Source organism: Aureimonas jatrophae (assembly GCF_900104035.1).
Lineage (GTDB): Bacteria > Pseudomonadota > Alphaproteobacteria > Rhizobiales > Rhizobiaceae > Aureimonas > Aureimonas jatrophae.
On record NZ_FNIT01000005.1, the window covers coordinates 75,983 to 96,302 of the forward strand.

The following is a 20,320-nucleotide window of genomic DNA, read 5'->3' on the forward strand; positions in this document are numbered from 1 at the left end:
TCGTTCCCCTCACCACAAGCGAAGGACGAAGACGAGCGAGGACGGGTCGCTTCGCGTCCGCGAAGCGGTTAGGCAGGGCGGCTGACGATGAAGGAAGGGTGACCCGCGTCCGATGAGTCTCGTTCTGCCGATCGTCGCGCCGATCTTTCTCCTGATCGCGCTGGGTGCCGCTCTCGGCAAGCTGCGCCTCATGCCGGAGACGACCGGCGACGCCTTGACGAGCTTCGTGTTTCTAATCGCGGTGCCCGTGCTCCTGTTCCGCACGGTGGCGACCGCCGATTTCGGCCAGACGAGTCCGATCTGGTTATGGGCCAGCTATTTCGCGGGTGTCGCCCCGCTTTATGCGCTGGGCATTCTGGTGGGAGCGCGGGTCGCGGGGTTGGACCGGCGCGGTCAGGTCATTGCCGGTGTCTCGGCCAGCTTCTCGAACCTCCTGTTTGTCGGCATCCCGATCGTCGAGCGCGCCTTTGGCGCGGAGGGCCTGAACGTCCTGTCCCTGATCCTGGCGGTGCACATGCCGACCATGATGGCCGCCTCGACCCTTCTGCTGGAGCGCGCGGCCGCGCTCGACGCGCGCGGCTCGGGCGACGGTACGGCCAAGGCCTCGCCGCTCAGGGCTCTTCGCCAGGTCGCGCGCAACCTGTCGCGCAGTCCGCTCGCGGTCTGCATCGCACTCGGCTTCGTATGGCGGCTGACGGGATGGAGCCTGGCCGGACCGGTCGACGAGGTGACGCGCCTTCTCGCCCAGACCGCCGGTCCGCTGGCCCTGGTCGCCCTCGGCCTGTCCCTGCCGCGCTACCGGATTCGCGGCGCTCTCGCGGCGCCGCTCACCGTGACGGCCCTGACCCTCGTTCTCCAGCCGCTGGTCGTTCTTCTGGTCGGCTCGGCGCTCCTCCCACCGCTCTGGTTGTCGGTGGCCGTGATCGCGGCGGCCAGCCCGGTCGGCGTCAACGCCTACCTCTTCGCCCGCTACTTTCGAACCGGCGAATCGCTGGCGGCCTCGACCATCCTGTTTTCCACGATCGGCTCGGCGGCGACTTTGACCTTATGGCTGCTCGCGATGACCTGACAGTCCCACCATCCGGCAGATGTCGGCGGGCGACAGGCCGGCCGCGCGCAACTCCGCCAAGGCCGTGTCGCCACGGCTTTTCGAGAGTTTCAGGCCGTCGTCGCCGAGGACCAGGCGGTGATGATGATAGCGGGGCACAGGAAGCCCAAGCAGGGCCTGCAGCAGGCGGTGGACCGAGGTGGACGGCAGAAGGTCGGCGCCCCGTACGACATCGGTGACACCCTGCAGCGCATCGTCGACGCTCACCGCCAGATGGTAGCTTGCGGGCGTATCGGCGCGCGCCAGGACGACATCGCCCCACAGTTCGGGCTCGGCGGGAACGAGGACGGCTGTCCCCTCGCCCCTTTCCTCGAACAGGAGCGACCCGGCGACCCGCCCGAGAGCCGCCGACATGTCGAGCCGCCAGGCGTGCGGCTCGCCCGCCGCGATCCGGCGGTCTCGCTCGGCCGGATCGAGCTCGCGGTCCAGCGCGGGGTACAGAAGCGCGCCGTCCGGGTCGCGCGGCCAGGGGCGCCCCTCGCGTTCTTCGAAGAGCGACGCATGACGCCGCGTCTCGCCGCGCGTGCCGAACGCGGCATAAACGAGACCGTCCGCGCGCAGCGCGTCGAGCGCGGTCTCGTAGTCCGCCATATGCCGGCTTTGGAGGCGCACGGGGGTTTCGAAGCGGATGCCCAGCCAGACTAGGTCCTCCAGGATCGCCTCCACCAGGGCGGGCGTGCAACGCGCCGTATCGATGTCCTCCAGCCGCAACAGAAGCCGCCCGCCGCTCGCGTGCGCCAGGTCGGCGTTGAGAAGCGCACTCAGCGCATGGCCGAGGTGCAGGCGTCCGTTCGGACTCGGCGCGAAGCGGAAGACGGGTCGCACGTCGCCGAAATCGGGTTCCGTTGGCATGGGCGCGATCCTATCTCAGCGGCATGATCCGGACGCAAGACGACCTCGACCAAGCCCTGGCCTTGCTGGTCGCCGCCGACCCGCAGCTCGCCCCCGTCGCCGAACGCGCCGGGCCGTTGCCGTTGCGCGCCATGCCGGCCGGCTTGCGGGGCCTCGCCGCCACGATCATCGGCCAGCAGGTCTCGCGTGCGAGCGCCGCCGCGATCTTCGCGCGCTTCGAACGCGAGGTGGACCTCGACGATCCCGCCGCGATCCTGCGAGTCGACGAGACGGCCTTTCGCCGCGCCGGATTGTCCCTCACCAAGCACCGGACGATGCTGGCGATCGCCGAGGCGATCGCGTCGGGCCATCTCGACTTCGAGCGAATCAGCCGGAGCCCGGCGGACGCGGCGGTGGCCGAGATGACGGCGGTGCGCGGCATCGGCCGCTGGACGGCGGAGAGCTATCTTCTGTTCTCGCTCGGCCACCGCGACGTGTTTCCGGCAGGCGACCTCGCCCTCCAGGTGGCGGTGGCGGACGCGCTCGGGCATGAGTCGCGCCTGCGCGAGAAGGCGCTCCAGGGGCTGGCGGAACGCTGGCGGCCGGCGCGCGCCGTGGCGGCCCGCCTGTTCTGGGCCTACTACGCCACGCTCGTGCGGCGCGACGCCGTGTTGGCCACGCCTGTGCAACAGGGTCGCTAAGGCCTTTGAAACGCTTCACAAAGGCGACATGTTGGGCCACGATACTCGTAGCAGCATCGAACTGGCATGAGCAGACGGTTTCGCGAGGACCGGACTGAACTTCGCGAGACCACCGCATCGTGCAAAGGAGACCATCCTTGACGATCGCAGTGCAGCCCAACCTGTCCCCCGCCCTCGTGCTCAACGCGGACTACCGTCCCTTGAGCTACTACCCCCTCTCGCTCTGGTCCTGGCAGGACGCCATCAAGGCCGTGTTCCTCGACCGCGTCACGATCCTGGCCGAGTACGACCGGGCCGTGCATTCGCCGACCTTCTCGATGCGGCTGCCCTCGGTGGTCTGCCTCAAGACCTACGTGAAGCCCGCGCGCCATCCTGCCTTCACGCGCTTCAACGTCTTTCTGCGCGACCGCTTCCAGTGCCAGTACTGCGGCTCGCCGCATGAGTTGACCTTCGACCACGTCATCCCGCGCTCGCGCGGCGGCCTGACGACCTGGGAGAACGTCGTCGCGGCCTGCTCGCCCTGCAATCTCAAGAAGGGTGGCCTCATGCCCAAGGATGCGGGCATGCATCCGCACCAGACGCCCTATCAGCCGACCGTGCACGACCTTCACAACAACGGTCGCCTGTTTCCGCCCAACTTCCTGCACGAAAGCTGGCTGGATTACCTCTACTGGGACTCGGAGCTGGAGGCGGAGTAGCCGGCTTTCAACCGAAGCGGCTCGCCCGCGCGAAGGCGCCACGCAGGGCGATCAACAGAAGGATCGTAGCCGCCACGGCGTTCCAGCCCGCGAGCGACAGGCCGAAGACGCGCAGAGCCGCATCCGTGCAGGACGGCGGGTGGACGCTGTCGAGCGAGGACAGGAGGTCGCCCGTCAGGTCCACCGGTGCGGCCGCCGCGCAATCGGCCGGGCCGGCCCACCAGCGCCATTCGACGCCCGCGTGGTAGACGCCGAGGCCCAGAGCCCAAGCCATGAGGATCGCGACGATCACCAGCAGGATGCGCGTCGAGGCGGGCCGAACGCCGACAACCGACCCGAGAAGCGCCACGAGAGCTACGGGAATGGCGAGGTAGTACGGCGTGCGCTGCTCAAGGCAGAGGGCGCAGGGGATATAGCCGCCCACGTGCTGCAGCAGGAGCGCCGAACCGACGGTCGTCGTCGTGCCGACGAGAAGGAGAGCGGCGGCAAGGGTCTGGCGCGTCGCGGTGCTGCGGCGCTGGAGGCGATCGGACAGGGTCATGACAGGCGCTCCGGACATCTCGCAGCGGCCTCTAGCACGGGAGCGCGGGGGACCGGTAGCCGAGCCCATCTAGACGATCCGTCCCCCCTATGGCATGTAATGTTCCAGCCTCCGACCTCGGGTCGGGACGCGCTGCGGGCGTGGTGGAATTGGTAGACGCGCCGGACTCAAAATCCGGTTCCGAAAGGAGTGTCGGTTCGACCCCGACCGCCCGCACCACCCTCTTTCATGACTTGATGCCGACCACCGCGATCAGCGGATCGCCCTTGCGATCGGCTGTTTGAAGGACATGCGGCTCGACGTGCTCGAATCCCGCCTCGTCAAGATAGAGCGCGATCAGACGGGCGTGATCGTCGCCTCCCAGCGCCTGCCAGATGGCGACGGCCTTGGTCGGGAAACATCGGTTCGAGAAGGACACGACGACGCGTCCGCCGGGCGCGAGCGTGCGATACAGCTCGCGCAGGACCGCGACGGGTTGTTCCAGATACTGGATCCCGACGCAGATCAGAGCGGCGTCGAAACAACGGTCCGGCAGGTCCAGCGTGGGGTCGCGGTTGAGATCCTGGACGAACCAGCGGCTGAAACGCGGGTTGGCCGCCAGCTCCTCCGCGTTCATGCCGTGTCCGACGACGTCCGCATAGGCGACGTCGTCCGGAAGGTGGCTGACCCAGCTCGACATGAGGTCGAGGACGCGCGCGCCCGGCTCGATCTTCCGCCGGTAGAATCGTGTGAGCGCGGCGATCGCCCGGTCGTCGATATGGGTGACGAAGCGGGGCGTCCCGTAGAACAGCGCGTCCGGGCTCGTGTCCGCCTTGCGGAAGGCCTCTTCGGGCAGGTCGGCGATCGACATGGGCAGCGTATCCTCGGATGGTCCGTCCCGGCGATCTGGTGCGGGCGCTCGCCGCTGCGAGGGCGCTGCGACGCCGCGCCTACTCGGCCGGCACGGCCGATGCGCGATCCCCCTCCTCGCGGCCCAACGCCTGCTCGATGTCGGCCGCGTTGGCGGAGCGAGGACGCGTGAACCGGGCAAGCAGATCGTAGAGCACGGGCGTGACGAACAGCGTCAGGACGGTGGACACCGTAAACCCGCCGACGATCACGACGCCGATTGCCTCGCGGCTTTCCGAGCCCGCACCGCCCGTCAGCATCAGGGGAACGGCCCCGAGCACGGTCGCGACGGTCGTCATCAGGATGGGCCTCAGACGCGTGACGGAGCCCTCCAGAATGGCGTCGCGCACGGAATGGCCCTCGTCGCGCAGCTGGTTGGCGAATTCCACGATCAGGATGCCGTTCTTGGCCATCAGACCGACCAGGAGGATCAAGCCGACCTGGCTGTAGGTGTTCAGCGACATGCCGGTGAAGAGCAGCGTGCCGAAGGCGCCGGTGATGCCGAGCGGTACGGTGAGGAGGATGATCGTGGGGTGGATCCAGCTTTCGAACTGGGCCGCCAGCACGAGGAAGACGATCAGGAGGGCGAGGCCGAACACGACCTGGACGCCGCTCGACGTATCGAGGAACTCGCGCGCCTGCCCCTTGAACGCGATCTGCGCCTCCGGCGGCAGCGCCTCGGCGGCGGCGGTGCGCACGAACTCGATGCCACGCCCCATGTCGTAGCCCTCCGCCAGCCCCGCCGAGACCTCCACCGAGGGCAGGCGGTCGTAACGGTTCAGCGCTCGCGGCGAGGCGTTCTCGCGCACGGTGACGAGGCCATCCAGCGAGACCAGCGTTCCCGCCTCGTTGCGAAGGTACACGTTGGACAGGTCGCGCGCGCTGTTGCGATCGGTGTCCTGCGCCTGGATCATCACCGGATACTGCCGGCCGCGATCGAGATACTCCGTCACCTCGCGCGAGGCGAAGAGGGTCTGGAGCGCTTCCGAGACCATGCGCACGTCGATGCCGAGATCCCGCGCCCGGTCGCGGTCGACCGTGATGTCGTAGCCGGGCTGGTTGTTGTCGTAAGCGACCTCGACGCCGGTCAGGCCATCGTTCTCTCGCATGCGCTCGGCCAGCGTCTCAGCCCAGGTGGCGACATCCCCGAACTCGGGCCCGCCGACGCTGACCTGGAGCGGGTTCGCCGAGCCTCGCAGGCCGAGGCCGGCGGGCGAGTTCGCGCGAACCTGCGCGCCGGTGATGGCGGCCAGCTCGGGCCGCAGCCGCGCGATGATCTGCTGCTGGCTTTCGCCCCGCTCCTTCCAGTCGGCGAGGCGCACGATGACGTTGGCACGGCGCAACTCGCCGTACTGTCCGACGATGGTCTGGATGCCGGTGACGGTTCCCTGGTCGCGCAGCGGCTGGAGGATCGCCTCGACCTGCCGCGTCACCGCATCCGTATAGGCCAGGCTGGCGCCGAGCGGGGCCTCGATGCGAACCGAGAACTGGCCGCGGTCCTCGGGCGGCGTCAGCTCGTTGGGCAGGCGCGTGAAGAGGGCGGCCGAACTCATCGCCACGAAGGCGGCGATCGCCAGAACCAGAACCGGCGCGCGAAGCGCCATCCGCAGGACGCGCCGGTAACCGTTGTTCAGCGTCTCCAGCGAACGCTCCACGATGCGCTCGAAGAGCGATCGCTTGGCCCCCGGCTCGGCGAGGACGCGCGAGGACAGCATCGGGCAGAGCGAGAGCGATACGAACGCCGAAACGGCGACGGCGACGCCCAGCACGAGGCCGAACTCGGTGAAGAGCCGGCCCACCTGCCCTTGGAGGAACGACAGCGGCACGAAGACCGCGATCAGAACCGCCGAGGTCGCCAGCACGGCGAAGGTCACCTGCTGCGCGCCGAGCGCCGACGCCTTGAGACGGCTCTCGCCCTCGTCGATGCGCCGCTGGATGTTTTCGAGGACCACGATCGCGTCGTCCACCACGAGGCCGATCGCCAGGATCAACGCGAACAAGGTCAGGATGTTGATCGAGAAGCCGAACAGCGCGAGGCCGGCACAGGCGCCCACGAGCGATACCGGTATCGTGACGGCCGGCACGATCGTCGCTCGTAGCGAGCCGAGGAACAGGAAGTTCACCGCGACCACCAGCGCGATCGCGATGCCGAGCGTGATCTCGACCTCATGAATCGAGGAGCGAATGAACACGGCATCGTCGCTCGACACCGCGATGCGCGTGCCCTCGGGCAGCGTATCGGCAAGATCCGCGATCTCGGCCTGGATCGCGTCGGAGATCTGAACCGTATTGGACTGGGACTGGCGGATGACGCCAAGGCCGATCGCCGTGACGCCATTGGCGCGAAAGGCCGAATCGTCGTCCTCCACGCCGCGCTCCACCCGCGCGACGTCGCCCAGGCGGATCGGGTAGGTCTCGCTCTGGCGCACGACGAGACGCTCGAATTCGGCGGGATCGGAGAAACGCGTGGCGGTGCGGACCTGGAACTGGCGGCCCGGCGTCTCGATCTCGCCGGCCGGAAGCTCGACGTTGTTGTTCTCCAAGGCGTCCGCGACGTCCGAAACCGTCACGCCGCGCGCCGCCATGGCGCGGCGGTCGAGCCAGACGCGCATGGCATAGGCGCGCTCGCCGTTGATCTCGACATTGGCGACGCCGTCGATCGTGGCGAGCTGGTCCACGACGTAGCGATCCGCATAGTCGGTGAGTTCGGCCGCGGACAGGCGATCCGAGGTCATCGACAGACGGATCACGGGATCGCTTTCGGAGTCGTTCTTCTGGATGACCGGTTCCTCGGCCTCCTCGGGCAGGTCCTGCGACACGCGCGCGACCTCGGATCGCACGTCGTTGGCGGCGTCGTCGATGTCGCGATCGGTGTTGAACTCGATCACCGTGCGGCTTTGGCCGCGCTCGGCCTCGGACGAGACCGAGCGGATACCGGAGACGCCCGCGATCGCGCCTTCCACGACGGTCGTGATCTGTGCGTCGACGACCTCTGGCGCCGCGCCCTCGTAGGCGACGGTCACGGTGACCTGAGCGGTGTCGATGTCGGGCAGCTCGCGAACCGGCAGGCTGAGAAGCGCCGCGCCGCCGCCCACCAGCACCAGGACGTTCATGACGACCGCCAGGACCGGACGGCGCAGACACAGGTCGGAAAGCGTCACGAGCCGCCCCTAGCCCTGGCGGCCGGCGGGGGCGCCCGGAGCGCCGGCCACCGCCTCGCCTGCCGACGGCGCACGCGGCGCGACCTCGATCCGCTCCCCGTCGCTCAAGGACTGCAGTCCGCTGACGACCACGCTTTCGCCCTCGGCGATACCCGACAGCACCTCGACGCGCTCGCCCTGGCGAAGGCCGGTCTCGATGTCGCGTCGCCGCGCGGTCTCGCCGTCCGCCACGAAGACATAGGCGCGCTCGCCCTCGTTCACGACCGCGACTTCCGGGACACCGACCGACTGCCGCTCCTCCAGGACGATCGAAACGCCCATGAACATGCCGGTCGTTAGCGCCCGGTCTTCGTTGGGAATGGAAGCCTCGATCGTGAAGGAGCGCGATAGCGCATCGACGCGGGTGCCGACCGCGCTGACGGTTCCGGTGAAGCGACGATTGGGATAGGCGGTCGTGGTGGCCTCGATGGTCTGGCCGGACCGGATCTCGGCCAGGTAGCGCTCCGGCAACGAGAAGGTGACGTCGACGCTGGACAGGTTGTCGAGCGAGGTGAGCACCGTGGTGGTCGCGACCATCTGGCCGACATCAACGTCCGCCAACCCGACGCGTCCGTCGAACGCGGCAACCACGCGCCGGTCCTCCACCGCGTTCAGCGCCTGCTCGCGCGCGGCTTCCGCCCGCAGGATCAGCGCCTCGACGGCCTCGAGCGCGGCGTCGCTCTGGATGTTCTGCTGCGCGAGCTGCCGGGCGCGGTCTCCGTTTCCGCGAACCTCGGCGACCGTTGCCTCGGCCTCCCGCAGCGCCGCCTGTTCCGCCCGATCGTCGAGTTGCACGAGGAGGTCGCCGGCCCGAACCTCGCTGCCCTCGCGGATATTGACCGCCGTGACGCGTCCCGCGCTCATCGGCTGGACATCGATGGACTGTTGCGCCTTCGTGGAACCGACCGCTTCAGCGGTCCGGCGGACGGGCGCGACGGTCGCCGGCGCGGTCTCGACGCGCGCGACCGAGGGGCCATTCCGGCGCTGCGGCTCGGCGGGACCGAAGCGGTCCAACAGGAATCCGGAACCGTAGAGGCCGGCCGCGCCGGCACCCGCTACGAGCACCACGCCGATCAGGATACGCAGGGGTCGCACGCGAACCACCTCACCCAAGACGATCCGGCGCCCGGAGGAGGCGTCCAAAGGGATCGATCGTTAAGCGGGCCGCCCCTCGCCCGTTCCCGCATCCACGGGCCTGTCCCATCACGTCGTGGTGAGACGACACCCTCGGTTGGAGGTGGGACCCTTTTGGCGTCGGGCTCGCCGCGTTTTGGCGGCGACCGCATGTCGCAGCCGCCGCCCCGATGCGGTTCCGCGTCAGGCGATGCCGGCTCCGCCCGTCACACCATAGACCTCGCCGGTGATGTAGCTTCCCTCCTGGCTGGCGAGCAGCACGTAGACCGGTGCGATCTCGACCGGCTGGCCAGGGCGGCCGATCTGACTTTCGGCGCCGAACTGCTGCACCTTTTCGGGCGGCTGGCCGCCGCTCGACTGGAGCGCCGTCCAGAACGGACCGGGCGCCACGACGTTGGCGCGGATGCCCTTCTCGATCAGCTGCTTGGCGAGCGCCTTCGTGTAGGCGACGATGCCGGCCTTCGTGGTGGCGTAGTCGAGAAGGATGGCCGAGGGCTCGTAGGCCTGGACCGAGGCGGTGGTGATGACGCTGGCACCCGCCGGCAGATGCGGCACGGCGGCCTGCGCGATCCAGTGCAGGGCGTAGAGGTTGGTCTTCATGGTCTTGTCGAAGTCGTCCGACGTGACCTTCGAGATATCCTCGCGGTTCTGCTGGCGCCCGGCGTTGACGACCAGGATGTCGAGGCCGCCGAATGCCTGGACCGTGCGCTCGACGATCTCGCGCGCCCACGCTTCCTCGGTGATGTCGCCGGGCAGCGCGAGCGCCTTGCGCCCTTCGGCCTCGATGATGGCGATCACCTCGCGGGCGTCGGCTTCTTCCGAGGCGAGATAGCTGATCGCGACGTCGGCACCCTCACGGGCGAAGGCGATGGCCGCCGCCCGGCCGATGCCGCTGTCGCCGCCGGTGATCAGGGCACGCCGCCCGTTCAGCCTGCCCGAGCCGACGTAGCTCGTCTCGCCATGGTCCGGCACGGGGTCCATCTTCGAGGCGATGCCGGGAACGGGCTGCGGCTGACGGGGAAAGGGAGGCTGGGGGTATTGCTTGCGCGGGTCCTGCAGCGTGAAACGGTTCGTCAAGGGAAGCTCCTCGGGTCTGACGTGACCCGAGGAAGGCGTCCTCGTCCCTCACGGTTCCGTGAGGCTGGGGCGGGCGATCGATGCCTGGCTACGGATCGTCAGAGACGCGTGTAGATGTAGAAACCGGTCTGCCGCAGCACCGCGTCCACGGTCGCCACGTCGAAGGACAACTGTTCGGCCCGGATATCGTCGACCTTGCCTCCAAAGCGCCAAGCCCGCTCGCGCAGGAACGGGGGAAGCCGTCCGCCGTCCGGCAGGGCGCAGACGATGCTCGGATCCTCGCGGTGCTGGAAGAGATTGTACATCGCGTCGGGCTCCTCATGCGGTGGTCTTGCGACGGATCTCTATCGGCGACCCGCGACGGTTTGATGGCTTCTTCGCGACAATCGGCAGCCAGGCGAAATGTCATGCCGCTGTAACAAACGGCTGGTTGGAAGCGGCGTCGATTCCCGTCGCATTCCCGGATGGCCCCGTATGACTTCGCGCTTCACGCCTGCCCTTCTCGCCCTGCTGCTCGCGTCCTCGACGCTCGCAGCCTCGGCCGAGCCGATGTTCAATCGCGTCGCGTCCTTCGCGGTTCCCGGCAACGCGCCGGAAGGCCAGGCGACCGAGACCACCTCGGCCGAGATCATAGCGGCAAGCGAGGACGGGCGGACGCTGGTCTATTCCGACAGCCCGCTCGGCGGCATCGGCTTCGTCGATCTGGCCGATCCGCGTGTGCCGAAGGGGGGCGGCTTTCTCGACATGGCGGGCGAGCCGACCTCGGTGACGGTGGTCGGCGGCAACGCCCTGGTTGCGGTGAACACCTCCGAGAACCGCGCCAACCCGTCGGGCCGTCTCGGCGTGGTTAGCATGACGACGCGTCAGGAAACGGCGAGCTGCGACCTGGGCGGCCAGCCCGACTCGGTCGCCGTGTCGCCCGACCGGTCGATGCTCGCGGTCGCGATCGAGAATGAGCGCGACGAGGACGTGAACGACGGCGCCCTGCCGCAGATGCCGGCGGGCTTCCTCGCGCTCCTGCCGCTGCGAAACGGCGCGCCGGACTGCACGGGTCTCCGGCGCGTCGACATGACGGGGCTCGGCGACATCGCGCCGGAGGACCCGGAGCCCGAGTTCGTCAGCTTCAACGCGCGCGGCGAGATCGCCGTGACGCTGCAGGAGAACAATCTCGTCGCAATCGTCGACCCGAAGACCGCGACGGTCACCGGGCACTTTTCGGCCGGAACCGTGGCGCTGGAGGGCGTGGACGCCAAGGACGACGGGCAGATCCGGCCGACCGACGCGATCGAGGCGCGCCCGCGCGAGCCCGACGCCGTGAAGTGGCTCGACGAGAACCGTCTCGTCACAGCCAACGAGGGCGACTGGAAGGGCGGCACGCGCGGCTTCACGATCTTCTCGCGTGACGGAACGGTCCTCTTCGAGTCCGGCGCCGCGTTCGAGCACGAGGCGATGCGCGCCGGGCACTACCCGGACAAGCGTTCCGATGCCAAGGGCATCGAGCCGGAGGGCATGGAAGTCGCCCGGTTCGGTGACGAGCAGCTGATCTTCGTTCTGGCCGAGCGCGCCTCGGTGGTCGGGGTCTATCGCGACACCGGCGCGGCGCCGGAGTTCGTCCAGATCCTGCCGACCGCGATCTCGCCGGAAGGCGCGATCGCCATCCCCTCACGCAACCTTCTGGCGGTCGCCAACGAGGCCGACCTCGGCGAGGACGGCGGCGCGCGCTCGCACGTCACGATCTACGAGCGGGCGGAGGGACCGGCCCGTTATCCGGAAATCGTTTCGGGCGACAAGAACGGCCAGCCGATCGGCTGGGGCGCCCTGTCGGCGTTGTCGGCCGACCCGCAGCGCGATGGGTTCCTGCATGCGGCCAGCGATTCGGTCTTCAAGGCGGCACCGACGATCTACGCGATCGATGCCACGCAGCGTCCCGCCCGCATCACCGATACGATGATCGTCACGCGCGGCGGCCAGCCGGCCAAGGGCATGGACATCGAGGGCCTGACCTCGGACGGTCAGGGCGGCTTCTGGCTCGCCAACGAGGGCGATGCCGAGAAAGAGGTGCCGCACGCGCTGGTGCACGTGAACGCACAGGGCGCGATCGAGGAGGAGGTGCCCTTCCCGGCCGCGCTTCTCGAGGGACAGACCCGCTTCGGCGCCGAAGGGCTCGCCATGGCGGACGGCAAGCTCTGGGTCGCCGTGCAGCGCCCCTGGAAGGACGACCCGAAGAACACGACCAAGCTCCTCAGCTACGACCCTGCCGCCAAGACCTGGGGCGCGGTGCGCTACCCGCTGGAGACGGCGAGCGGCGAAGGCGGCTGGGTCGGCCTGTCGGAGATCGCGATCCACGGGGACCACGCCTATCTCATCGAGCGCGACAACCGTGTCGGCGAGGCGGCCCGGCTGAAGAGCGTGACGCGCGTCGCGCTCGCCGACCTCAAGCCGGCGCCGCTCGGCGGCGAGCTGCCGACCGTCCGCAAGGAGGTCGTGCGCGACCTCCGGCCCGACCTCGCCAACAGCGGTGGCTATATCGTCGACAAGGTCGAGGGTCTGGCGATCGATGCGCAGGGCCGCGGCTACGTCGTCACCGACAATGACGGCACCGACGACTCCTCGGGCGAAACCCACTTCTGGACCGTCGACGGACTCGCCCGGTAGGACCGGCTCCGCCGCCCCCTTGCGTCCGTCAGGGGCGCGGTGGGGCGGCGATCTCGGTTGTGATGGCGGGCAGCAGGTTGGCGCGGTTCTTCAGCGTCAGCCAGCCGGGCGCCAGCATCACCGCGACCCAGAGAACCGCCGACAGGACGTTGACCGCCTCGAAGCGACGGCGCGGCATGCGCATCGTGCCGGCAACGAACGGGGCGATGCAGCGCAAAGGGCCGAGGAATCGGCTGAGCAGGAGAGCCAGCGTTCCCTGCCGCCGGAAGAACAGCCGCGCGCGGGCGACCTGGCGCCTGTGGCGTCGCAACGGCCGGCGTCGCAGGAAGGCCGGTCCCGACCAGCGCCCGACCTCGTGGCCGAGGCTCGTTCCGACCACGGTCCCCAGCAGCGAGCCGAGAAAGGCGTCCTCCCCCGGGATGGCTCCGACGCCGATCAGGCTTCCCACCAGCAGCATGACCGCGGCCGCCGGCATCAGCAGCCCGATCCCCGGCAAGGTGATCAAGAGGCAGGCCGCGGCCGTCACCGGTCCGGTCCAAGCGGCATGGACGCGCAGAAACTCGGCAAAGGGGCTGAGCAACTCCATCACGCGCGGGCGACCTCCGAGGCGGATCGGTGCAGCTAGCGCCGCAACCGGCCCCGCATAGCCCGCGCTCATGTCGGCGCGACGACGGCCCGCATGTTCATACAGTCGTCATGCGCGCTGGTTAAGCGCCCGTCGTCACCCTAAGACAGTCCTTGCGTCGGAGAGCCCCGGCGCCGAGCCGGGAACGCCCCTCATGATCCGTCTTCTCGCCGCCCTCGCGATGTCCGCCGCCGCGCTCGTGCCGGCCGCCGCGCTGGCCCAGACCGGCAAGCTCGTTCTCTACACGAGCCAGCCCAACGAGGATGCGCAGGCGACGGCCGATGCCTTCGAGGCGGCTCATCCGGGCATCGACGTCGAGTGGGTGCGCGAGGGTACGACCAAGGTCATGGCGAAGCTCCAGGCCGAGTTCGCGGCCGGAAGCCCGCAGCCCGACGTTCTCCTGATCGCCGACAGCGTCACCATGGAAGGGCTGAAGCGCGACGATCGCCTGATGGCCTTCCCGCAGGCGAAGACCGACGGTTTCGACGCCTCGCTCTTCGACAAGGACGGCACATACTTCTCGACCAAGCTGATCACCACCGGCTTCATGCTGAACACGCGCGCCGAGGGGCAGCCGGTCTCGTGGCACGATCTGGAACAGCCCGCGCTCGCCGCGCAGCTCACCATGCCGAGCCCGCTGACCTCCGGGGCGGCGCTCGTGCACCTGGCGGCTCTCGTTCAGAATCCCGACTTCGGCTGGCCCTATGTCGAGGCGCTCGCCAAGGGCGGTGCCACGGCCTCCGGCGGAAACGGCGCGGTGATGAAGTCTGTGGCGGGCGGCGAGAAGGCCTATGGCGTGATCGTGGACTACATGCCGATCCGCGAGGCGCAGAAGGGCGCGCCGGTGCGCTTCGTCTGGCCCACCGAAGGCGTGACCGCGGTGACCGAGCCGGTCGCCATCCTCAAGACCGCCAAGAACCCAGAAGCCGCCAAGCTCTTCGTGGACTTCCTGCTCAGCGAGGACGGCCAGAAGCTGGCGGCAAAGCAGGGCTACCTACCGGCCCGCAGCGGCGTCGAGGGACCCGCCGGCTTTCCTGCCCGCGACACGATCAAGCTGATGCCGCTCGACGCGGCGAAGGCGCTCGAGGCCGAGGGCGAGAACAAGCGCCGCTTCACCGAACTCTTCGGCGGCTGAGCCTTGGCAAACGCCACACCGCTCGCCGCCTCGCGCGGCGAGCGAACCGCGCTGATCCTCGTGTCCCTCTTCGTCGGGCTGGTCTGCGTGCTGCCCGTCGTGCGCCTCGTTCTGGAGGCCGTGGCGCCCGGCGGTGTCCCCGGGCTGGCGACGGCGCGCGCCGTCCTGTCCGCGCGTTCCACCTGGGCGGCAACCGGCACGACGCTCGCCACCGCGCTCGGCGGAACCGCGATCGCACTGATCCTGGGCAGCGCGGTCGCGTTGCTCGTGGCGCTGACCGACGTTCGCCTGAAGGGCCCGTTGGTGTTCGCCTTCCTGGTTCCGATGATGATCCCGCCGCAGGTCGCGGCGCTCGCCTTCGCGCAGATGCTGGGACCGGCCAGTCCGCTTCTCAACACGCTCGGTATCGCTCCGAGGCTCGGTGCGCCGAACCCGGCCTATTCGCTGGGCGGTATCGTCGCCGTCCTGGGTGTCCAGAACGCACCCCTCGTCTTCCTGGCGCTGCGCGCCAGCCTGCGCGCCCTGCCGCGCGAACTCGTCGAGGCGGCGCGGTCCAGCGGTGCGGGGCGCTGGCGCGTGCTGCGCACCGTCGTTCTGCCGCTCATGACGCCGGCGCTGGTCGCGGGCTGCGCGATCAGCTTCGTGTCGGCGGCCGGCAACTTCGGCGTTCCCGCGCTGCTCGGCATTCCGGCCGGCCTGTCGACCCTGTCGACACTGATCTACCAGCGCCTCGCCGGGTTCGGTCCCGCGATCATCGCCGAAGTCGCGGTTCTGTCGGTGGTGGTCGCGCTTCTGGCGGCGAGCGGCTTCCTCGTGCAGCGCCTCGCGCTGCGGGGCCGGGACTATCGTCTGGCCGGCGCCCCGTCGCAGGCGCTCGCCTATCCGCTCGGCCGCTGGCGCGTGCCGGTCGAGATCGGAGCCTGGACGGTCGTCCTTCTCGTGGTGGTGGCACCGCTTCTGGCGCTTCTGACGACCTCGCTCGTCTCGAGCTACGGCATCCCGCTGAACGGCTATTCGGCGACGCTCGACAACTACCGTGAGGTCCTGTTCCGGCAGGACGCGACGATCCGCGCCTTCCGCAACTCCTTCCTGCTGGCGGGCGGCGCGGCGTTGCTGCTGCTTGTCGTCGCCGTGCCGCTTGCCGTGCTCGTCGCCAAGCGGTCGGGAGCGCTTCTGCGCACACTGAACGGGGCGACCGACCTGCCCTACGCGCTGCCCGGCATCGTGCTCGCGATCGCGGCGATCCTCCTGTTCCTGCGGCCGCTGCCGGGACTCGGCTTCAGCCTCTACAACACGATCTGGATCATCTTCGTCGCCTATCTCGCGCGGTTCCTGGCGCTGGAGCTGCGGCCCCTGGTGGCCGGCGCGCTGCAGATGGATGCCAGCCTCGACGAGGCGGCACGCATGAGCGGGGCCGGCTTCCTGCGCCGTCTTGTGACGGTCGCGCTGCCGACGCTTGCACCGATCGCCGCCGCCGGGGCGATCCTCGTGTTCATGACGGCCTTCAACGAGTTGACCGTGTCGGCCCTTCTCTGGTCGGCGGGCAACGAGACGCTGGGCGTCGCCGTGTTCAATCTCGACGATGCGGGACGCTCCACGCTGGCCGCCGCGTTGGCCGCCTCGACGGTCGCCGTGATCCTCGCCATCATGCTGGGCACCACGCTGCTCGGGCGGCGCCTGCCGCCCGGCGTCCTGCCCTGGACCCGCTAGGCGAGCTCCCGAGCCGCGTCCGCGACCGGCACCGCGACGCTTGAGGCTGCCCGCGGAAGCAGCCATCCGTCGGCGACGCGAAGCGAGACCGTGGCCCCGACCGCAACAGGATGCGGCGCGGCCACCGTCAGCACGAGGCCGGGCATGGACAAGGGCTCGACCGAGAGCCGCGTGTGCGCGCCCTTGAACGAGGCGGCCCGAACCGTCGCCGCCAGGCCCGCGCCCTGCGCCGTGAGTTCGAGCCCCTCGGCCCGCAGACACACGCGACCCGGCCCGCGCAGGGTGCGGCCGGGGGGACAGCGGATATCGGCTTCGGTGCCGAGCAGGCGAACGCGGCAGCGTCCCGCCCCGTCGCCCGAGAGCACCTCGGCATCGACGATGCGTCCGTCGCCGATGAAGCGGGCGACCGCCTCGCCGGCGGGCTCGCCGTAGAGCGTTGCCGGGGCCGCGCATTCGAGGATGCGGCCCCGCTCCATCACCGCGACCCGCGTTGCCATGGCCATGGCCTCGCTCTGGTCGTGCGTGACATAGACCATCGTGGCCCCGGTGCGCTCGTGGAACCGGGCAAAGGTTTCCTCCATCGAGGCGCGCAGGTGGACGTCGAGATTGGCGAGCGGCTCGTCGAGAAGGATGATGCCGGGATCCATGGCCAGGCAGCGCGCGAGGGCGACCCGCTGGCGCTGGCCGCCGGACAGGTCGGCGATGCGCCGCGTCTCGAAACCCGACAGATCCACGGCCGCGAGCGCCTCGGCGACCTTGGCCTCGCGGTCCGCCCGCGAGCGGCGTCGCACGCGCAGGGGATAGGCGACGTTCTCGGCCACGCTCATGTGCGGCCAGAGCGCATAGGACTGGAAGACGATCGCGACGTTTCGCTCTTCCGGCAGGACATGAACGCCGTGGCCGGCCACCATCCGGTCGCCGAACAGGATCTGTCCCTCGCTGGCCGTCTCGAAGCCGGCGATCATGCGCAGAAGCGTGGTCTTGCCGCAGCCCGAGGGCCCGAGCAGGGCCAGGAACTCGCCGGCCTGGATCTCCAGCGACACGTCGTCCACCGCGTTCGACGAGCCGAAGCGCTTGGAAAGGCGGGACAGGACGATAGGCAGGGCCATAGGGGCGGACTCGCGAAAAGGCCAGGACGCGCCGGGTCGTGGCAGTTGCTTGTGACAGGGCCATGACGAGCCGTCGAGGCTTCGCGCATGGCCGCGGGAACGGCACGACGCACCGTTCATTCGTCCCGTGCGACGACGATAGGCGAGGCGATGCGGTGAGCGACGAGACGGAACGGGCCGACGAGCGGTTCAGGAACCTCGAGGCGTTGCCGAGCCGCACGCTTCTCGAAGCCCTGATCGGCGGTCAGGACGAGGCGTTGCGCGCGGTGCGCGACGCGCTGCCGCGCATCGATGCGGCGGTGGACGCGGCCGCGGGCCGCCTCGGCCGTCCGCAGGCCCGCCTCGCCTATTGCGGTGCGGGAACCTCGGGGCGACTTGCGATGCTGGACGGGGTCGAGCTCGGCCCGACCTTCTCGTGGCCCGCCGAGCGCTGCGTCTACCTGCTTGCGGGTGGAACCGCCGCCTTTTCGCAGGCCCGCGAGGGCGCCGAGGACGAAGAAAGCGCCGCGCACACGGCGATCCGGGAGGCCGGCATCGGCCGCGACGACGTGGTCGTGGCCCTGGCCGCCAGCGGGCGCACGCCCTACACGATCGCGGCGGTGCGCAGTGCCCGAGAGCGTGGAGCATTGACGATCGGTTTTGCCAACAATCCCGGGACCCCGCTGCTGGACGTGTCGGAGCACCCGGTTCTTTTGCGAACCGGGCCGGAGGTACTGGCCGGCTCGACGCGCCTGGCGGCGGGCACCGCGCAGAAGGCTGCTTTGAACCTGTTCTCGACCGCCGTCATGGTGCGGCTCGGCAAGGTGTTTCGCGGACGCATGGTCGACATGCGCCCCTCGAACCGCAAGCTGCGCGAACGGGCGCGCCGTATGGTCGCCGAGGTCGCCGGCTGCGACGAGGCGGACGCGGAGGCAGCCCTCCAGGCCACCGGCGGCGCGATCCGCGAGGCGATCCTGAAACTGGAAGCCCGGAACGGCGTCAGTCGAGGCGCAGCGCCTGCCGCAGGCGACGCAGCCACCGGTAGCGCCGGTGCAGACGGCGGCGCAGGTCCGTCAGCGCCTGCGCGCATTCGGTAGTGGCTCGTTCCTGTCCGGGCCGCAGACCGATCACCAGGGTTCCGACCTCCGTGCGCGAGCGCCAGAGCCGGTTGGCCACCGGATGGTCGGGCACGGCACAGGAGTCCGCCAGCTGAATGGTGGGATCGGCCAGGAGGCGGTCGGCGGCCAGCGACAGGACGATGGCGCCCGGCGCGCTCGCTGCGAAACGCTCGTCGTAGGCCGTCTTCCAGGCCGCCGCCTCGCCACCGGACTCGAGCACCACCAGGCTCGCCGCCGCATCCTCTCCCGCCCAAAGGGTGAAGACGCGCGCCTGTCCGCGTTCCGCCAAGCCGTTCACCGCCTCGCGCGCAAAGGCCGCGCGGTATCGATCCTGCGCGAGAGCGGTGCGCCGCCGCCCCTTCCAGCCTGAGGCCTCGAGGGCCAGGAACTCCTCCAGTCCCTCGCGCACGTCGTCGGGCTTGCGAGCCTCTTCGAAGCGCACGGGGCCGTGACGGCCGAGACGACGCAGGAGGCGATCACGCTCGCGACGATGGCGAGCGGGAAGCGGCGTGCCCGGACGAAGGGCGGCGCGCGTGCGCCGATCGCAGACCGCGATCGACAGACCTTCCGCAGCCACGGCCTCACACAGGATTGCCACGAGCGGACCACCCAGGCGCATGTCCGGCAGGACGAGGGTCGAGGGCAGGTCGGAGGGTTCGCGTAGCGATGTAAGAAGGTCGCGCGCGGTTCGCAGCGGATCGTCGCCGTCGAGCGGCAGCGTACCGACGGGACCGAACGGATGGCTCCAGGCCCGCAGGATCGACCCCACGCTGCGCGACGGTCGCTCGACCGTGAAGGGCATGAAGAAACGCAGGCGCGAGCGGTCCCCGCTCTCGTCCCGCGCCACGAGCAGTCTCACCTTGCGCTCGTCGAGCCGCGGCATGGCGGGCACCAGGAAGCGCGGCTCGAAGAAGACGTTGGGCTCCACGGCCCGCGTCATCAGAAACTGCAGTTCGTCAACCAGTTCCAGCGCGGCGTGCGCATCGTAGAAGCGATAGCTGCGCCGCACCGGGAGACGCTGCAAGACCTCGTGGGCGTCGATCGACGGGCTGGCCACGAGGGTGGGCCGCCGCGGCTCGTCGACGTTTGCGAGAGGCCCGTGAAAACCGGCGTGCCGCAGCAGGGTGGAGGCATCGGTCATCGATCATTCGCCCGCGGCCAGACGGCCATGTCCGTTTCGGATCGCAGGCTACGGGATCAGGCCTTAATGAACTGATCTCCGAACTCTGTAGGATTGTTCGGTTCAGCCCTGAAACCCGCCATCGGCCAGGAAAGCCTCCTCGTCCGGACGGCTCTGGCGACCGAGAGCCGCGTTGCGATGGGGAAACCGGCCGAATCGCTGGATGATGTCGCGGTGTTCGACGGCGAACGGCACGTTCTCCTCCCCGATCTCCTCCATCCAACGAATGCACGCCTCCTGATCGGCCAAGGCTTCGGAATGCATGAGGGGCATGGCAAAGAACTGGTTGATGTCCTCGCCGACATGATAATGGTCGCCGCGCGCGAGCGCGGCACGAGCGAGCTTCAGCGCCTTCTCGTCGGTTTCAAAGGCACGGGGCGTGCCGCGGAACATGTTGCGCGGAAACTGGTCGAGAAGGATGACGAGGGCGAGCGCACCGTTCGGCTCGTCGGCCCAGGCGTCGAGATGGCCGCGCGCGGCGCGCTCGTAAAGATCACCGAACCGGCTCGTGATCGTGCGGTCGAGTTCGGGATCCTTGCGGAACCAGCCTTCGGGTCCGACCTCGCGCCAGAAATCGACGACGCTTTGCGGGTCGATGGAGTAGTCGCTATCGATGAAGGTGTCGCTCATG

Annotated in this window: 18 protein-coding genes and 1 tRNA gene; 8 read left to right on the forward strand and 11 right to left on the reverse strand. The window is 69.4% G+C overall.

What is annotated here, in order from left to right:
- Nucleotides 1-112 precede the first annotated feature (112 nt).
- The gene (locus tag BLQ76_RS12170) at nt 113-1,069 is read left to right on the forward strand and encodes an AEC family transporter (protein ID WP_090673536.1); all 957 of its coding nucleotides are present in this window, start codon (nt 113-115) and stop codon (nt 1,067-1,069) included.
- On the opposite strand, the gene gluQRS is transcribed toward BLQ76_RS12170, so the two are convergent.
- Nucleotides 1,046-1,960, reverse strand: a complete 915-nt coding sequence (gluQRS, locus tag BLQ76_RS12175) for a tRNA glutamyl-Q(34) synthetase GluQRS (protein WP_090673538.1) — start codon at nt 1,958-1,960, stop codon at nt 1,046-1,048. The two genes, BLQ76_RS12170 and gluQRS, sit on opposite strands and share 24 nt — an antisense overlap.
- 23 nt (nt 1,961-1,983) lie before the next feature.
- Between gluQRS and BLQ76_RS12180 the strand changes: the two genes are divergently transcribed.
- Together BLQ76_RS12180 and BLQ76_RS12185 are read left to right on the forward strand one after the other, a co-directional pair.
- A complete protein-coding gene (locus BLQ76_RS12180; RefSeq protein WP_090673541.1) occupies nt 1,984-2,640 on the forward strand; it encodes a DNA-3-methyladenine glycosylase family protein in 657 nt (218 codons plus the stop codon).
- A gap of 137 nt (nt 2,641-2,777) precedes the next feature.
- Nucleotides 2,778-3,338, forward strand: coding sequence for an HNH endonuclease (locus BLQ76_RS12185; RefSeq protein WP_062016689.1), 561 nt, complete (start codon nt 2,778-2,780; stop codon nt 3,336-3,338).
- A gap of 7 nt (nt 3,339-3,345) precedes the next feature.
- Here BLQ76_RS12185 and BLQ76_RS12190 read toward each other — a convergent pair whose 3' ends face one another.
- Nucleotides 3,346-3,879, reverse strand: coding sequence for a disulfide bond formation protein B (locus tag BLQ76_RS12190; RefSeq protein ID WP_090673544.1), 534 nt, complete (start codon nt 3,877-3,879; stop codon nt 3,346-3,348).
- Nucleotides 3,880-4,013: 134 nt separating this feature from the next.
- Here BLQ76_RS12190 and BLQ76_RS12195 point away from each other — a divergent pair.
- Nucleotides 4,014-4,098: transfer RNA gene (locus BLQ76_RS12195), tRNA-Leu, on the forward strand.
- 7 nt (nt 4,099-4,105) lie between these two features.
- Here BLQ76_RS12195 and BLQ76_RS12200 read toward each other — a convergent pair.
- The 5 genes from BLQ76_RS12200 to BLQ76_RS12220 form a co-directional block, all read right to left on the reverse strand.
- Entirely contained in the window at nt 4,106-4,729 is a 624-nt protein-coding gene (locus BLQ76_RS12200; RefSeq protein WP_090673546.1) for a class I SAM-dependent methyltransferase, read from the reverse strand.
- Nucleotides 4,730-4,808: 79 nt separating this feature from the next.
- Nucleotides 4,809-7,928, reverse strand: coding sequence for an efflux RND transporter permease subunit (locus tag BLQ76_RS12205; RefSeq protein WP_090673549.1), 3,120 nt, complete (start codon nt 7,926-7,928; stop codon nt 4,809-4,811).
- Between the two features lie 9 nt (nt 7,929-7,937).
- Complete coding sequence (locus tag BLQ76_RS12210; RefSeq protein ID WP_170842575.1) at nt 7,938-9,062, reverse strand: efflux RND transporter periplasmic adaptor subunit; 1,125 nt, start codon at nt 9,060-9,062, stop codon at nt 7,938-7,940.
- Nucleotides 9,063-9,284: 222 nt separating this feature from the next.
- A complete protein-coding gene (locus BLQ76_RS12215) occupies nt 9,285-10,178 on the reverse strand; it encodes an SDR family oxidoreductase (RefSeq protein WP_090673554.1) in 894 nt (297 codons plus the stop codon).
- Between the two features lie 98 nt (nt 10,179-10,276).
- Nucleotides 10,277-10,483 (reverse strand): hypothetical protein, encoded by a 207-nt coding sequence (locus tag BLQ76_RS12220; protein ID WP_090673557.1) that lies wholly within the window; start codon nt 10,481-10,483, stop codon nt 10,277-10,279.
- A gap of 169 nt (nt 10,484-10,652) precedes the next feature.
- Between BLQ76_RS12220 and BLQ76_RS12225 the strand changes: the two genes are divergently transcribed.
- Nucleotides 10,653-12,833 carry an esterase-like activity of phytase family protein gene (locus BLQ76_RS12225; RefSeq protein ID WP_090673560.1) on the forward strand — a complete coding sequence of 727 codons (2,181 nt, stop codon included), beginning with the start codon at nt 10,653-10,655 and terminating at the stop codon, nt 12,831-12,833.
- A gap of 28 nt (nt 12,834-12,861) precedes the next feature.
- On the opposite strand, the gene BLQ76_RS12230 is transcribed toward BLQ76_RS12225, so the two are convergent.
- Nucleotides 12,862-13,491 carry a DedA family protein gene (locus BLQ76_RS12230; RefSeq protein ID WP_090673562.1) on the reverse strand — a complete coding sequence of 210 codons (630 nt, stop codon included), beginning with the start codon at nt 13,489-13,491 and terminating at the stop codon, nt 12,862-12,864.
- A 121-nt stretch (nt 13,492-13,612) separates the two neighbouring features.
- On the opposite strand from BLQ76_RS12230, the gene BLQ76_RS12235 reads away from it, so the two are divergent.
- Together BLQ76_RS12235 and BLQ76_RS12240 are read left to right on the forward strand one after the other, a co-directional pair.
- On the forward strand, nt 13,613-14,593 hold the full coding sequence (locus BLQ76_RS12235) for an ABC transporter substrate-binding protein (RefSeq protein ID WP_090673565.1): 981 nt from the start codon (nt 13,613-13,615) through the stop codon (nt 14,591-14,593).
- A gap of 3 nt (nt 14,594-14,596) precedes the next feature.
- Nucleotides 14,597-16,303 (forward strand): ABC transporter permease, encoded by a 1,707-nt coding sequence (locus BLQ76_RS12240; protein ID WP_090673567.1) that lies wholly within the window; start codon nt 14,597-14,599, stop codon nt 16,301-16,303.
- Here the strand turns inward: BLQ76_RS12240 and BLQ76_RS12245 are convergent.
- Nucleotides 16,300-17,412 (reverse strand): ABC transporter ATP-binding protein, encoded by a 1,113-nt coding sequence (locus BLQ76_RS12245; protein ID WP_090673570.1) that lies wholly within the window; start codon nt 17,410-17,412, stop codon nt 16,300-16,302. The two genes, BLQ76_RS12240 and BLQ76_RS12245, sit on opposite strands and share 4 nt — an antisense overlap.
- Before the next feature lie 155 nt (nt 17,413-17,567).
- On the opposite strand from BLQ76_RS12245, the gene BLQ76_RS12250 reads away from it, so the two are divergent.
- Nucleotides 17,568-18,488 carry an N-acetylmuramic acid 6-phosphate etherase gene (locus BLQ76_RS12250; RefSeq protein WP_244519596.1) on the forward strand — a complete coding sequence of 307 codons (921 nt, stop codon included), beginning with the start codon at nt 17,568-17,570 and terminating at the stop codon, nt 18,486-18,488.
- Here the strand turns inward: BLQ76_RS12250 and BLQ76_RS12255 are convergent.
- Together BLQ76_RS12255 and BLQ76_RS12260 are read right to left on the reverse strand one after the other, a co-directional pair.
- On the reverse strand, nt 18,391-19,650 hold the full coding sequence (locus BLQ76_RS12255; RefSeq protein WP_090673575.1) for a GNAT family N-acetyltransferase: 1,260 nt from the start codon (nt 19,648-19,650) through the stop codon (nt 18,391-18,393). The two genes, BLQ76_RS12250 and BLQ76_RS12255, sit on opposite strands and share 98 nt — an antisense overlap.
- A 102-nt stretch (nt 19,651-19,752) precedes the next feature.
- Nucleotides 19,753-20,319: a DUF924 family protein gene (locus BLQ76_RS12260; RefSeq protein ID WP_090673577.1), complete on the reverse strand. Its 567-nt coding sequence runs from the start codon at nt 20,317-20,319 to the stop codon at nt 19,753-19,755.
- Nucleotide 20,320: the final 1 nt, after the last annotated feature.